Raw genomic sequence first — 13,863 nt, 5'->3', positions numbered from 1 at the left:
GCCGCGAGCGCGCCGCGGCCCTGCGGGCCGAGCACGCCGAAGCCGTGCGCATCGTCGACGACGAGCCATGCGCCGTGGCGTTCGGCCAGCGCGACGAGTTCGGCCAGCGGCGCGAGGTCGCCGTCCATGCTGAACACGGTGTCGCTGACGATCAGCTTCGTTTCGGCATCGGATGCGTCGAGCAGCGCGGCGAGCGCGGCCGTGTCCGCATGCGGATAGACCTGGACGTTCGCGCGCGACAGCCGCATGCCGTCGATCAGCGACGCGTGGTTCAGCGCGTCGGAGAAGATCGTCGCGCCCTTGCCGGTGAGCGCGGTCATCGCGGCGAGGTTCGCCATGTAGCCGGTGCTGAAGTACAGGGCGCGCGGCGCGTCGGAGAAGCCGCCCGAGAAGGCCGCGAGTTCTTCTTCGAGCGTCGCGTGCGCACGCGAATGGCCGCCGAGCAGGTGCGAGCCGCCGCTGCCGGAGCCGTAGCGCTGCGCGCCTTCGGCAAACGCGGCGACGAGCGCCGGATGCGCGGCGAGGCCGAGATAGTCGTTGCTTGCGAAGCCGACGATCTCGCGACCGTCGACAGTCATATGTGCATCACACGCGGTGTCGGCGGTGCGGCGCACGCGGCGCAGGCCTTGCGCGTCGAGATCGGCGAGGCCGCGTTGCAGGGTATCGAGCAGAGGGTTGGTCATCGTGCGATTTCCTCCAGCGTTGCATCGAGCGTGTCGCGCGTGCTTTGCGCGAGCCATGCGATGTCGTCGTCGGTCATCACGTACGGCGGCATCAGGTACACGGTCGTGCCGATCGGGCGCAGCAGCATCTCGCGTTCCAGTGCGCGTTCGAAGAAGCGACGCGAGAAGCCGCGCGCCGCGTCGCCGTCGAGCGCAACGTCGAATGCGAACAGCGTGCCGCGCTCGCGCAGGTGGCGTACCTGCGGGTGTGCGTCGAGCGGCGCGAGCGCCGCGCGCATCGTCGCCGACTTGCGGGCATTGGCCGCGAGCACGTCGTCGCGTGCGAACAGGTCGAGCGTCGCGACCGCCGCGCGGCACGCGAGCGGGTTGCCGGTGTACGAATGCGAGTGCAGGAAGCCGCGCGTCGTGTCGTCGTCGTAGAACGCCGCGAACACGTCGTCGCGCGTGAGCACGAGCGACAGCGGCAGGTAGCCGCCGCTGATGCCCTTCGACAGGCACAGGAAATCGGGCCAGATACCGGCCTGCTCGCACGCGAAGAAGGTGCCGGTGCGGCCGCAGCCGACCGCGATCTCGTCGGCGATCAGGTGCACGCCGAATTCGTCGCACAGCGCGCGCAGCCCGCGTACATACGACGGATCGTGCATCGCCATGCCGGCCGCGCACTGTACGAGCGGCTCGACGATCAGCGCGGCGATCCGGTCGCCGCGTTCGACGAACAGGCGCCGCACGTCGGCAAGCGCGCGGCCCGCGACGTCGGCGGCCGTTTCGCCCGGCAGCGCGCCGCGTGCGTCGGGTGACGCGACGACGTGCGCATGGCGGATCAGCGGGTCGTACGCGTCCTTGAACAGCGCGACGTCGGTCACGCCGAGCGCGCCGATCGTCTCGCCGTGATAGCTGTTCGCTACGCAGACGAATTCCTGCTTGTTCGCGCGGCCGCGGTTGCGCCACGCGTGGAAGCTCATCTTCAGCGCGATCTCGACCGCCGACGCGCCGTCCGACGCGAAGAACGCATGGCCGAGCGTGCGCGCGGTGAGCGCGTGCAGCCGCTCCGCGAGCTCGATCGCCGGCTCGTGCGTGCAGCCGGCGAGCATCGCGTGCTCGAGCGTGTCGAGCTGGTCCTTCAGCGCGGCGTTGATGTCCGGGTTCGCATGGCCGAACAGGTTGACCCACCACGAGCTGATCGCATCGAAGTAGCGGCGGCCGTCACGGTCGTACAGCCACAGGCCCGCGCCGCGCGCGACGGGGATGAGCGGCAGGCGCTCGTGATGCTTCATCTGGGTGCAGGGATGCCAGACCGCGCGCAGGCTGCGCGCGACCCAGTCGTCGGTGGCTGGCGTACTCAAGGCGGCTCCGGGGGATAAAACGGCTGCGCGGCATCGACGGGATGCCGCGCGGCGAGACACGAATCGCGCTGAGATTAGCGTGTTCCGCGACCCGTTGCACTACCGGTTACAAACGCCGCAAAGCCTTGCCGGACGGGAGTTCGGCGCAGATCGGGGCGGCTCGGAACGGTACGGTTCAGATGTCCCGAAATGCGCGCAGATGACGACGTTCGAGTGAGACCCCCCAACCAAAAAAAATCGTGGGCCGGGCGGCGCGGCGGGGTGAGAAATCGGGGCGCGAAGGGAGAGAAGGCGGCGCGGGACGATGTGGCCCCCACGTGATCGGAAAGAAAGAACGCAAGCGGGCGAGGAAGGGCACCCGGGGCATGGCGCGGCCAGACGGCGTGTTCACGCCGGCATGCGGTGCGTGCCACGGTCCGCGACGTCGGCCGCGAACGCTGCACGCAGCGCGACTGCGAAGAAACGAAAAAGGGGGAGGGAAAACGAAAAACGGCGGCGAAGGCCGCCGTTCGTCAACGCGAAGCCAGCGCCGGCGTATCGGTGCCGCGTGCGTTGCTGTCGTCGTTGTCGGCAGTCTGCGTCGTGTTCCACACGACCCGGTCGTTGACCGCATACAGCCGGCAAGCGCCCGCATCTTGTTTCGCGCAGTTGTCGAGCGCGAGCGCCATCGGGTCGTCGCCGCCTTCGGCCCACGACCATGCGCCTTCCGACGACACCGCGAACGCGCGGCTCGGATGCTGGTTCAGGAAGCGGCGATAGCCTTCGCGGCCGGCTTCGTCGACAAACGGCACCGCATTGACCGCGTCGATCGACGCATAGCCGCTCGCCTTCGGCTCGTGCGGGTTCGCGACCGCGTAGCGCACCGAGGTCGGCAGGTTCAGTTGCGCGAGGAACGCGTTGACGGCCGGCCACCACACGGGCACGCCGTCGCGATCGACGATCAGCCGGTGTGCGTCGTCCTTGTAGCGGCCGAAATCGATGAACCGGGCCTGCGTGCCGTGCGATACGTACGCGTCGTGCATCTGCGCGACGAGCCCGGGCGTCCACACCGAATCGTTGTCGCCGTACAGCCACAGCGACCGCACGGCCGTGCGCGCGCCGTACTGGTCGAACGCGTCGACGAGGTTTTTCTGCCAGCCGTCGCAGAGGTCCTGGCGCAGCCCGCCGGAGAAGTTGATGATGCCGCGCACGCCCGGTGCGGCTTCGGTGCCGTACGCGACCGATACGAGGCCGCCGTGCGACGTGCCGGCGACGACGATGCGCGACGCATCGACATACGACTGGCGCGACATGTAGCGCACCGTTGCGTCGACGTCGGCCGCCTGCACGAGGCCGTTCTTGCCGACGTTGCAGCCTTCCTGCTGGTACGTGCCGCCCGAGCCTGCGAAGCCCTGGCGATTCGGTGCGATCACCGCATAGCCGCGGCGCACGAATTCGCGCGCGAACGCGAGCGGCCGGCTGCGCGGCTGCTGATGGAGATCGCCGGTGTTCTTGCCGTGGTTGAAGACGACGAGCGGGAACGGGCCGGGGCCGTTCGGCTTGAAGAGCGTTGCCTCGAGCGTAACGGTGCCCGATGCGTCGGCCGGAATGCGGAGGATCTGTTCGTTCAGGTCGGCGGCGACCTGCGGCAGGTTCGAATCGCCGTAGTCGAAGCGTTCGGCGTGGGCGAGCGACCCGCTGACGCCGGTACCCGTGCCCGTATTGGCGTTCGGCAGCGTACCGGCCTGAGCGGCCGACAGCGCGCAAGCCGCCATCCATCCCACCAATACCTTGCTGAACGCCATTCGTAAGCCCTGCCATGCAACATGACCAATTCGAGGTCATCGTAGCCCGACAAATTCGGGTTGTGCAATGCGGGAATTACCCGGCGTCTGACACAGCAACTATTTGTCAACGTTCACTTACTTCTCCGTCGATGTAGCGCCAGAAACCGTGCTCGTCGCGCTCGAATCGGCTCGTCTCGTGGAGCCGGTAAGCGCGCCCGCCGACCTTGTAGCGGGCCACGAATTCGACCTCCGCGTGCCGTTCGTCGAGCGGCGCATGGCGTTTGACCGCGAGGCCGAGCCAGCGCGGCGCGTCGGGCGCTTCGGGGTCGGTGCCGAGATCGGGCGGGCAGGTGCGCGCGGCCCACGTCGCGCGCAGGTAGTCGGTCGCGCCGAGCACGTACGCGCTATACCGCGAGCGCATCAACTCGAGCGCGGTCGGCGCGGCTTCGCCGCCGTCGATGAAGCGGCCGCAGCAGGCCGCATAGCGGGGCGCCGGCGCTTTGCCGGCGGGAGCGGGGGACGCGCCGCCGCACGGGCACGTGTCAGGTCGGTTCAAAATCATGCGAAACGGGAATTAACGACGCAAGGTTGTCGGCTGCCTACCAGCTCAGCTCGATACCGTCGTACTGGAAGAAACGGCCGTTTGCCTGCGACACGTCCGCGCCGGATTCGGCGATCACGCGGCGCATGCCGGTCACACTGGTTTCCGGATCGATCGCGGCCTGCGCGCCGCCCATGTCGGTGCGCACCCAGCCGGGGTGGAGCGAAATGCACGCGGCGTGGCGCGTCTGCAGCGACGCGATGCGCAGCGCGTCGTTCAGCGCGGCCTTGCTCGCGCGGTACAGCCAGCCGGTCGTGCCGGTCGCCTCGGCGATGCTGCCCATCCGGCTCGACACGACGGCCAGCACGCCGCGCGCGTCCTCGACGAGCGGCAGCACGATCGGCAGCAACTGCATCGGCCCGCGCACGTTCGTATGCATCACCGCGTCGAAATCCTCGGCGGTGACCGTCTCGACGCCCTCGGTGCGCGGCCCGTACACGCCCGACACCAGCACGGCCGCATCGAGCCGCTCGCCGTCGAGCTTCCAGCCGAGCGCCGCGATCTGCTCGGGCTGCGTGATGTCGAGCGCATGGGCCTGAGCGCCGAGCGCGCGCAGCGCGTCGAGCGAGGCGTCGTCGCGCGCGGTGGCGATCACGTTCCAGCCGTCGCGCCGGTATTGGCGGACGAATTCGCGGCCGAGGCCGCGCGATGCTCCGACGATCAATGCGGTTTTCATGCCCGTCGCTCCTGTGCTTGGCGCCGCCTTGGCGGCGGCGCCGGGATCAGATCCGTTCGATGGGGCGCGCGGCTGCGCGCCGGCGCCGCTGCCGTCGCGCAGCCAGCGGTGTTACTTCGCGTCGTCGCACGGCTTCAGCGTGGCGGCGACAGCCTGTGCGACGCCTTCGAGCCGCGCGGCGTCTGCCGCGATCATGTCGTTGGCCGGTGCATGCTCGCCGCCGGCGGTGAGTGCGGCCACGCAGCGCGTGTAGGTCTCGCCGAGCGCTTCGAAGTTCGACACGGCCATCCCGAGGTTGCGCATCCGGCCGTCGTGCACGCCGTACACGAGCCCGTGCACGGTGAGCGACTGGCCGCGCGCCCACGCATCGTTGACGATCGTCGTGCGGCACACGTTGACGACCTGCTCGATCGCGTTCAGCTCGATCAGGCGGCGATAGCGCGCTTCGCCCACCGGCCATTCGTCGAGCAGCGCCGCGTGGCGCTCGCGCACGTCCTGCACGTGATGCAGCCAGTTGTCGGCGAGGCCGACGCGGCGGTTGAGCAGGGCGGCGTTCACGCCCGAGCAGCCGTAGTGGCCGACGACCATGATGTGCTTCACGCGCAGGATGTCGACCGCGAACTGGATCACCGACAGGCAGTTCAGGTCGCTGTGCACGACCACGTTCGCGATATTGCGGTGGACGAACACTTCGCCCGGCGGCAGGCCGATGATCTCGTTCGCGGGCACGCGCGAATCCGAGCAGCCGATCCACAGATATTCCGGCGCCTGCTGGTCGGCGAGACGCGCGAAGAATTGCGGGTCGTCTTCGAGCTTGTGCTTGACCCAGGCGTCGTTGTTGTCGAACAGGTGTGAAAGCGGATTGTCTTGGGTGTTCATCGGTGTGGATTCCGTTGACGGAAATCAGGTCGCAATCGGTGCGGTGTCGTGGGCGTCAGGCGGCGCGCTGCGCGTCGCCTGCACCATCATTCTGGTCCGTCGCGCCGAAGCGCGCGGGGTAGCGCATGCAAAAGCGCAGCGCGGTGTCGTACGGATAAAAGTCGGGCAATTCGCCCTGTATCAGCTTGTCCTTGCTGGCCTGCCACAGCGCGGGATCGAAAAAGTCCGCGTGATGCTTCATGAAGACGTCGCGCACGCGCGGGTCGCCGAGCAGGAAAGGCCCGTAGGTCTCCGGAAAGATGTCGTGCGGGCCGACGGTATACCACGGTTCGCCGGACATCTCGTCTTCCTCGTTGCGCGGCGGCGGCACGCGGCGCACGTTGCAGTCGGTCAGGTACTCGATCTCGTCGTAGTCGTAGAACACGACGCGGCCGTGGCGCGTGACGCCGAAGTTCTTGTACAGCATGTCGCCGGGGAAGATGTTCGCCTTCATCAGCTCCTTCACCGCGTTGCCGTACTCCTTCACGCCGTGCTCGACGTCGGTATCGGAGCCGTTCTGCAGGTACAGGTTGAGCGGCGTCATCCGGCGCTCGATGTACAGGTGCTCGATCACGAGATTGCCGTCCTCGTATTCCAGCAGTGACGGCACTTCCTTTTCCAGCTCGCGCACGAGCGCGTGGTCGAGCCGCGCGATCGGCAGCGCGACGCTCGAATACTCGAGCGTGTCGGCCATCCGCCCGAGGCGGTCGTGGCGCTTCACGAGCTGGTACTTCTCCATGATCTGCGCGCGCGTCGTCTCCTTCGGCGGCGGGAAGTGATCCTTGATGATCTTGAACACGTACGGGAACGACGGCAGCGTGAACACGAGCATCACGAGGCCCTTGATCCCGGGCGCGATGATGAAGCGGTCGCTCGAATGCGACAGGTGGTGCAGCAGGTCGCGATAGAACAGGTTCTTGCCCTGCTTCTGCAGGCCGACCGACGTGTAGATTTCCGCCTTCGGCTTGCCGGGCATGATCGTGCACAGGAAGTCGACGTACGCGGACGGCACGCCCATGTCGACGAGGAAATACGAGTGCGAGAAGCCGAAGATGATCATCAGCTGGTCGCGGCGCAGCAGCACGGTGTCGAGCGAGAGCACGCCCGGGCGCACGTGGCGGATCGGCACCGCGAACGGCAGCACGCGGTCGGCGTTGATGATGCGGCCGACGATGTATGCGCTCTTGTTGCGGAAGAACAGCGACGACAGCACGTGGATCTGGAAATTCGGTGCTTCGTCGAAGTGGCCGAATTCGTCGTGGATCGCCTGCATCACGCACGCGATGTCGCGCGTGAGATCGTCGAATTCCGGCTCGAGCTGGAAGTTCGTGACGATCCGCTCGAGCGTGGTCGCGAGCCCGTCGGTGCCCGGATAGTACGCGCGATAGGTCGGCTTCGCGGCCGGCTCGTCGTTCTCGAGATACTCGGTCGAGATCGCCGGGCGCACGAAGATGAAATCGTTGCTGAAGTACGAGCGGTGCAGGATCTTGCAGCACACCGAATTGAAGAAGGTCTCCGCGCACTCGGGCTGGCGGTGCGACGTGAGCAGGCCGATGTAGTGCAGCTTGATCTGCTGCCACACTTCGTCGTCGATGTTCTCCGCGTCGTATTCGTCTTCCAGCACCTCGACGCATTCCTTCACGCGATCGTCGTACGACGTGATCCGCTCGCGCGCGAGCCGCTGCAGCCCGTGCCAGTCGCCATGCTCGTACAGCGTCTTCGCTTCGACGGCCGCCTCGCGGAAGATCCGGTAGTGGCGGTCGAAGTTTTCGAGCATCGTCTGCGCGACGTCGAAACCGATCTGCGAAGACAGCAGTTTGGGGAAGTGATTCATCGCGTGCAGGCTCGTTCGGGAGGGGCTGTAAGCACTCGCCATTTTAGCGCCCAAGCGGGCGGTTCAAGGACTTCGCGGCGTTGCGCGGCCGGCCGGCTGGCGGCGGGTTGTCTGCCGTTGGGTGCCGTTCGGTGCATCTTCGCGTAAAGATACGGGTACGGAACCGATTCTGGCACGAACTTTTTTTGACGGGGCGCTGGCCGCCGGGCACGCGTTCCTCGGGACGGCGATAGAATCGACGGAACGCCCGCCACGGCCTGCCGCCGGCGCGCATTCGCACCGATAACGACGAGACGCCCCACCGATGAACGCACTGGAACACCAACTCGACTATCCCTTCGCCGACACGCTGCCTGCCGCGGGCGACACGTTCGAGGTCGCGCCCGGCGTGCGCTGGCTGCGCATGCCGCTGCCGTTCTCGCTCGATCACATCAACCTCTGGCTGCTGCGCGACGAGATCGACGGGCAGGCCGGCTGGACGATCGTCGATTGCGGGATCTCGTCGGATGCGATCCGCACGCACTGGGAGCAGATCTTCGACACGCATCTCGACGGCCTGCCCGTGCTGCGCGTGCTCGTCACGCACTGCCACCCCGATCACTTCGGCCTCGCGAACTGGCTGTGCGAAGGCGGCGACAAGGGCCGCTGGAACGTGCGGTTGTGGATGACGCTCGGCGAATACATGTTCGGCTGCCTGATGGCGGCCGGCAACGGCTCGAACGCGGGCGGCGCGGCCGCCGCCGATCACTTCGCGCGCCACGGGCTGACCGATCCGGCCGCGCTCGACAAGCTGCGCAACCGCCGCAGCTACTACGCGGATCTCGTGCCGGCCGTGCCGCCGCGCTACCGGCGCTTGCGTGAAGGCGACGCGGTGACGATCGGCGCGCGTACGTGGCGTGTCGTGACCGGCTTCGGTCATTCGCCTGAACATTGCGCGCTGCACAGCGAAGCGGACGGCGTGCTGATCTCCGGCGACATGGTGCTGCCGCGCATCTCGACGAACGTGTCCGTGTTCGACCTCGAACCCGAAGCGAATCCGCTCGCGCTGTACCTGCAGTCGCTCGGCCGCTACGAGACGATGTCGCCCGATACGCTGGTGCTGCCGTCGCACGGCAAGCCGTTCCGCGGCGTGCGCACGCGCATCACGCAACTGCGCGAACACCACGACGCGCGCCTGGCCGAAGTGCGTGTCGCATGCGCGGAAAAGCCGATGAGCGCGGCCGACATCGTGCCGATCATGTTCCGCCGCCGCGAGCTCGACATCCACCAGATGACGTTCGCGCTCGGCGAGGCGCTCGCGCACCTGAACCTGCTGTGGCTCGCGGGCGAACTCGTGCGCGAGCAGGGCGACGACGGCGTGCTGCGGTTCCGCATCGCCGGCTGACACCGCTGCGTGTTCCTCATGCGACGGGTTCGTAGCGCCACCCGTCGCGATGCCATTGCATCGTGTGCGTCGGGTCGAGCGTCGCGAGAAACGCGGTGTCGTGCGACGCGACCACGATCGCACCGGGGAAGCCGGCCAGTGCGGCTTCGATCGCACGCACCGATTCGAGATCAAGGTGGTTGGTCGGCTCGTCGAGCAGCAGCAGTTGCGCGGGCGTGCCGCGCCACAACGCGCACGCGAGCGCGGCCTTCAGCCGTTCGCCGCCGCTCAGCTGCTGCGCGGGCTGCGTCGCACGCGTCGCGTCGAGCTGCAGCAGCGCGAGCCGGCTGCGCAGGTCGCCTTCGGCGAGCGGCGTATCGAGCAGCCCCAGTTGCTCGACGATCGAACGATCGGGATCGAGCAGCGCGAGCCGCTGGTCGAGATACGCGGCGCTCACGTGCGTCGTGCATGCGCCTGAACGCGGCGAAAGCTCGCCCGCGAGCATTCGCAGCAACGTCGATTTGCCGCAGCCGTTCGGGCCGGTCAGCGCGATGCGCACGGCGCCGCTCGCCGACCACGTGATCGCATCGGCATCGCCCGTGATGCGCCACGGCAGTTGCGCGGTTTCGAGCGTGAACAGCTGGCGGCGCGCGCTGACCTCGGTGCCCGGCAGCGACACGAGCACGGGCGCATCGGCTTCGACGCGCGCGGCCGCTTCCTGCACGCGTTCGTCGAGCGTCGCCTTGAATTCGTCCTGATGGCGCCGGACGTGCCCCATGATGCTGCGTGCCGCGCCCTTGCGGCTCTGTTTTGCCATCGACGACAGGTTGGCCGTCTTCGCCTCGCGCAGCGACGCAGCCGCATGACGCTGGATCGTGTCGTGCTCTTGTTCGAGCCTGCGCCTGACGCGTCCGCGTTCGGCACGCGCGTTGTCGAGCGCCGACTGCGCGGCATCCTGTTCAGCGTCGCGCTGCGCGCGGTAGAGCGCGTAGTTGCCGCCGTACGAGCGCACGCCGTGCTGCGTCAGCTCGACGATGCGCTGCACGTCGGCAAGCAGCGCACGGTCGTGGCTCACGATGACGAGGCCGCCGCGCCAGCCGTCGAGTGCCGCACGCAGCCACGCGCGGCCGGGCGCGTCGAGATGGTTGGTCGGTTCGTCGAGCACGAGCAGGCCGGCGCCGGACAGCAACGCGCCGATCAGCGCGACCCGCGCGAGCTGCCCGCCGCTCAGTGCCTGCGCGGGCGTGTCGGCGCGCACGTCGTGCAGGCCGGCCGCGTCGAGCGCGCTGCGCAGCCGCTCCGCGAGATCCCAGCGATCGCCGATCAGGTCGAAGTCGTGCGGTTCCGCGCGGCCGTCGGCGAGGCGCGCGAGCGCGCCGAGCGGCGCATCGAGCGCGGCGATCTGCGCGACGGTTCGCGGACCGGTCGCTACGTTGTCGTCGTCGTGCTGTTGCGCGACGTAGACGATTGACGTGTGCCGGTCGATCGTCCCCGCGCTCGGCGCGCAGCGGCCCGCGATCAGTTGCGCGAGCTGGCTCTTGCCGATGCCGTTGCGGCCGACGATGCCGGTCGGCGTGCGGTCGATGGAAAGGTCGAGCGAATCGAGCAGCGTGAAGCCGTCGTCGAAGCGGAAGGAAACGTGATGAAGCGCGACGAGCGCGCCGGTGGGCGTGGCAGCAGCCATAAGCACCTCCGAAAATGCGTGAAGACCTTCGCGCGCGGCGTGCGTGGCACGGCGGCGAAAACATTTTGGGAAGGCTTAGTTGTTCACTTTGGCTGGCGTCCGGTATGAGGAATGAGCGCGCAGTGTAGCAAGCGCGGCGCGCGGGCCGCAAGCGACGGCCCGACGCACCGTCGCTTGCGCGCCACGCGCGAGAGTCGCGTTACTGCACGGCGACGGTCGTGAAGTTCTGCCGTCCGAACGGGCTCACGTGATAGCCGCTCACGTTCGTGCGCGTGAGCGCGGCCGCGGTCGGGTAGCCGAGCGGAATCCACAGCGCCTGGTCGTGGATGATCTTCTGCGCGGCTTCATACAGCTTCGCGCGCTTGGCCTGGTCGGCGGTCGACTTGCCGTCGGCGATCAGCTTGTCGAGTTGCGTGTCGCAGAAACGCGCGAAGTTGATGCCCGACTTCACCGCATTGCAGCTGAACAGCGGCGACAGGTAGTTGTCCGGATCGCCGTTGTCGCCGGCCCAGCCCATGAACAGCATGTCATGCTGGCCGAGCTTCGCCTGCTTGATCAGCTCGCCCCATTCGATCACCTTGACCTCAGCCTTCACGCCGATCTTCGCGAGGTCGGCCTGCAGCAGCTCCGCGCCGACCTTCGGGTTCGGGTTCAGCACGCTGCCGGTCGGGCGCGTCCAGATCGTCGTCGAGAAGCCGTTCGGGAAGCCCGCCTGCGCGAGCAGCTGCTTCGCCTTCGCGGGATCGTACGCATACGGCGCGACGTCCTTCGCGTAGCTCCACGTGTTCGGCGGATACGGGTTGTTCGCGGCCGTGGCGGTGTTGTCGAACACGACCTTCAGGTAGGTCGCGCGATCGAATGCGAGGTTCAGCGCTTCACGCACCTTGTCGCTGTCGAGCGGCTTCTTCTGCGTGTTCAGCGCGACGAACGCGGTCATGAACGCGGGCGTCTGCACGACCTTCAGCGCGCTTTCGCCCTTCGCGGCGAGCACGTCCTGCGGCTTCGGCGACAGCGCGATCTGGCATTCGCCGGCCTTCACCTTCTGCAGGCGCACCGACGGGTCGGGCGTGATCGCGTAGATCAGCCGGTCGACCTTCGGCTTCGTGCCCCAGTACGTCGGGTTCACGTCGTAGCGGATCAGCGCGTCCTTCGTGTAGCTCTTCAGCACGAACGGGCCGGTGCCGACCGGCTTCGCGTTCAGGTCGGCCTGCTTGCCGGCCTTCAGCAGCTGGTCCGCGTATTCGGCCGAGTAGATCGACGCGAAGCCCATCGTCAGGATCGGTACGAAGGTCGCGTTCGGCTCGTTCAGCACGAACTTCACCGTGCTGTCGTCGACCTTCGTGACCGACTTCACGAGCTTCACGAGGCCCATCGACTGCGCGTGCGGGAAGCCGCTCGCGCCGGCCACCTTGTGCCACGGGTTCGAATCGTCGAGCATCCGCGAGAACGTGAACACGACGTCGTCCGCGTCGAGCGCGTGGCTCGGCTTGAAGGTGTCGGTGGTCTGGAACGCGACGTTCGGGCGCAGATGGAACGTGTACGTGAGGCCGTCGGCGCTCGCGTCCCATTTGTCGGCGAGCGCGGGCACGACTTTCTTCGCGGCTTCGTCGTACGACACGAGCGTGTTGAAGATCACGTCGGCCGATGCGTTGGTCGTGACGAGGGAGTTGTACTGCACGACGTCGAAGCCGTCCGGGCTCGATTCCGTGCACACGGTGAGCGGCTTGGCGGCGGCGAGGCCGGGGGCGGCGAGGGCGGCGGCGAGCGTGGCCGCGGCGAACAGCTTGACCTGCATAGGATCTCCCACGTGGCTTGTGTTTTTTGCTGGGTGACGGGATGCGGGCGCGGCCCGGAAGCGGACAGGGCCGGCGCGGCTGGCGAATAGCATACCGTCAAAGCGCGTGACGCGTGAAAAAAGGCGCCTGAACGCGGTGAATTGACCGAAAAACGACTGCGTTCGCGACGGAACGGGTGTTGGGGCGACAGGGGGCGGAGGAGGTCGCGGGCCGAGGAGAGCTGGCGCCGGGGATGCTGGGCAGCGGGGCGTCGGGGACGGCGCGGGAGCGGTGCGGGCGTGCCGCGAATCGAAGCGGCGAAGCGGCGAAGCGGTCAGGCGTCGGTGCGGAGAGGCGGAGAGGCGGAGAGGCGGAGAGGCGGAGAGGCGGAGAGGCGGAGAGACGGCCCGCGAAGCTTCGCGCGGGCCGGCGCTCGCCGGAGTGTCAGTGTGCGCCAGCCTTCGGTTTGCGCGGTGCCTTCTCGAACAGGCGGTCGTACAGCCAGCGCGGCAGCACGTGCAGCACCTTCGCGACGACACCCATCTGCCACGGAATCACGCGGAACGCGTGCTGCTGAGCGATCGCCCGGGCCGCACGTGCGGCGAAGCGGTCGGCGTCCATCAGGAACGGCATCCGGTACGGGTTGTGCGCGGTCATCGGCGTGCGGATGTAGCCGGGCGCGATCGTCACGACGCCGACGCCGGCCGGCCGCAGCTCGACGCGCAGCGATTCGAGGTACTTGATCGCGGCCGATTTCGATGCGCTGTACGCACCGGAGCCGGGCAGGCCGCGCACGCCGGCCACGCTCGCGACACCGACCAGCGTGCCGTGGCGCGTGGCCGTCATCGGGCCGACGAACGGCTCGAACGTCGCGACCATCCCGTAGTAGTTGATGTCCATCACGTCGCGGAACGTCGGGAGATCGCCCTGGCCCGTGACGGCGCCCTGGCTGATGCCTGCGTTCGCGATCACGACGTCGGGGCAGCCGTGCGTCGCGATGAACGACGCGGCGGCCGTCGCGAGCGCGTCGGCGTCGCGCACGTCGGCGGAATAGACGGAGATGGACAGCTTCGGGAAGCGCCGCGCGAACGCATCGAGGGCATCGGTGCGTCGCGCGACGAGTGCGAGCGTGGCGCCCTGGCGGGCGTATTCCTCGGCCATCGCGAGGCCGAGGCCGCTCGATGCGCCGGTGATGAAGACCTTCAGCGGAGTAGTCATGC

General features: G+C 68.0%; 11 protein-coding genes. 1 reads left to right on the top strand and 10 read right to left on the bottom strand.

All coding sequences use genetic code 11. The annotated features are described in order from the left end of the window. The 7 genes from G3O06_RS33125 to aceK all read right to left on the bottom strand — a co-directional run. On the bottom strand, positions 1–683 hold a 683-nt coding region (locus G3O06_RS33125; protein WP_205818726.1), incomplete at its 3' end, for an aminotransferase class I/II-fold pyridoxal phosphate-dependent enzyme. Then, positions 680–2,026: an adenosylmethionine--8-amino-7-oxononanoate transaminase gene (bioA, locus tag G3O06_RS33120; RefSeq protein WP_205818725.1), complete on the bottom strand. Its 1,347-nt coding sequence runs from the start codon at positions 2,024–2,026 to the stop codon at positions 680–682. The genes bioA and G3O06_RS33125, both read right to left, overlap by 4 nt. Positions 2,027–2,538: 512 nt before the next feature. Continuing rightward, on the bottom strand, positions 2,539–3,810 hold the full coding sequence (locus G3O06_RS33115) for a CocE/NonD family hydrolase (protein ID WP_174917197.1): 1,272 nt from the start codon (positions 3,808–3,810) through the stop codon (positions 2,539–2,541). A 106-nt stretch (positions 3,811–3,916) separates the two neighbouring features. Next, on the bottom strand, positions 3,917–4,354 hold the full coding sequence (locus G3O06_RS33110) for a YchJ family protein (protein ID WP_205818724.1): 438 nt from the start codon (positions 4,352–4,354) through the stop codon (positions 3,917–3,919). Between the two features lie 37 nt (positions 4,355–4,391). Continuing rightward, complete coding sequence (locus G3O06_RS33105; RefSeq protein ID WP_089441137.1) at positions 4,392–5,069, bottom strand: SDR family oxidoreductase; 678 nt, start codon at positions 5,067–5,069, stop codon at positions 4,392–4,394. A gap of 111 nt (positions 5,070–5,180) precedes the next feature. Next, positions 5,181–5,948, bottom strand: a complete 768-nt coding sequence (can, locus tag G3O06_RS33100) for a carbonate dehydratase (protein ID WP_122946385.1) — start codon at positions 5,946–5,948, stop codon at positions 5,181–5,183. Between the two features lie 55 nt (positions 5,949–6,003). Continuing rightward, entirely contained in the window at positions 6,004–7,821 is a 1,818-nt protein-coding gene (gene aceK / locus G3O06_RS33095; protein ID WP_205818723.1) for a bifunctional isocitrate dehydrogenase kinase/phosphatase, read from the bottom strand. A gap of 304 nt (positions 7,822–8,125) precedes the next feature. On the opposite strand from aceK, the gene G3O06_RS33090 reads away from it, so the two are divergent. Next, complete coding sequence (locus G3O06_RS33090; protein WP_205818722.1) at positions 8,126–9,205, top strand: MBL fold metallo-hydrolase; 1,080 nt, start codon at positions 8,126–8,128, stop codon at positions 9,203–9,205. A 16-nt stretch (positions 9,206–9,221) separates the two neighbouring features. Here the strand turns inward: G3O06_RS33090 and G3O06_RS33085 are convergent, their stop codons facing one another. The 3 genes from G3O06_RS33085 to G3O06_RS33075 form a co-directional block, all read right to left on the bottom strand. Then, the gene (locus G3O06_RS33085; RefSeq protein ID WP_205818721.1) at positions 9,222–10,868 is read right to left on the bottom strand and encodes an ABC-F family ATP-binding cassette domain-containing protein; all 1,647 of its coding nucleotides are present in this window, start codon (positions 10,866–10,868) and stop codon (positions 9,222–9,224) included. A gap of 199 nt (positions 10,869–11,067) precedes the next feature. Next, positions 11,068–12,663, bottom strand: a complete 1,596-nt coding sequence (locus G3O06_RS33080; protein ID WP_174973989.1) for an ABC transporter substrate-binding protein — start codon at positions 12,661–12,663, stop codon at positions 11,068–11,070. A gap of 424 nt (positions 12,664–13,087) precedes the next feature. Beyond that, entirely contained in the window at positions 13,088–13,861 is a 774-nt protein-coding gene (locus G3O06_RS33075; RefSeq protein ID WP_205818720.1) for an SDR family oxidoreductase, read from the bottom strand. Positions 13,862–13,863 lie beyond the last annotated feature (2 nt).

It is taken from the genome of Burkholderia sp. Ac-20345 (assembly GCF_017104825.1).
Classification (GTDB): domain Bacteria; phylum Pseudomonadota; class Gammaproteobacteria; order Burkholderiales; family Burkholderiaceae; genus Burkholderia; species Burkholderia lata_B.
The sequence above is the reverse complement of the archived record's forward strand: the minus strand, read 5'-3'. Positions and strand labels throughout refer to the sequence as shown.

Bases quoted from the DNA above. Each gene is read 5' to 3' on its own strand.
- G3O06_RS33110 (WP_205818724.1), bottom strand. From the start codon at position 4,354: ATGATTTTGAACCGACCTGACACGTGCCCGTGCGGCGGCGCGTCCCCC.
- can (WP_122946385.1), bottom strand. From the start codon at position 5,948: ATGAACACCCAAGACAATCCGCTTTCACACCTGTTCGACAACAACGAC.
- G3O06_RS33090 (WP_205818722.1), top strand. From the start codon at position 8,126: ATGAACGCACTGGAACACCAACTCGACTATCCCTTCGCCGACACGCTG.
- G3O06_RS33075 (WP_205818720.1), bottom strand. From the start codon at position 13,861: ATGACTACTCCGCTGAAGGTCTTCATCACCGGCGCATCGAGCGGCCTC.
- aceK (WP_205818723.1), bottom strand. From the start codon at position 7,821: ATGAATCACTTCCCCAAACTGCTGTCTTCGCAGATCGGTTTCGACGTC.
- G3O06_RS33085 (WP_205818721.1), bottom strand. From the start codon at position 10,868: ATGGCTGCTGCCACGCCCACCGGCGCGCTCGTCGCGCTTCATCACGTT.
- G3O06_RS33105 (WP_089441137.1), bottom strand. From the start codon at position 5,069: ATGAAAACCGCATTGATCGTCGGAGCATCGCGCGGCCTCGGCCGCGAA.
- G3O06_RS33080 (WP_174973989.1), bottom strand. From the start codon at position 12,663: ATGCAGGTCAAGCTGTTCGCCGCGGCCACGCTCGCCGCCGCCCTCGCC.
- G3O06_RS33115 (WP_174917197.1), bottom strand. From the start codon at position 3,810: ATGGCGTTCAGCAAGGTATTGGTGGGATGGATGGCGGCTTGCGCGCTG.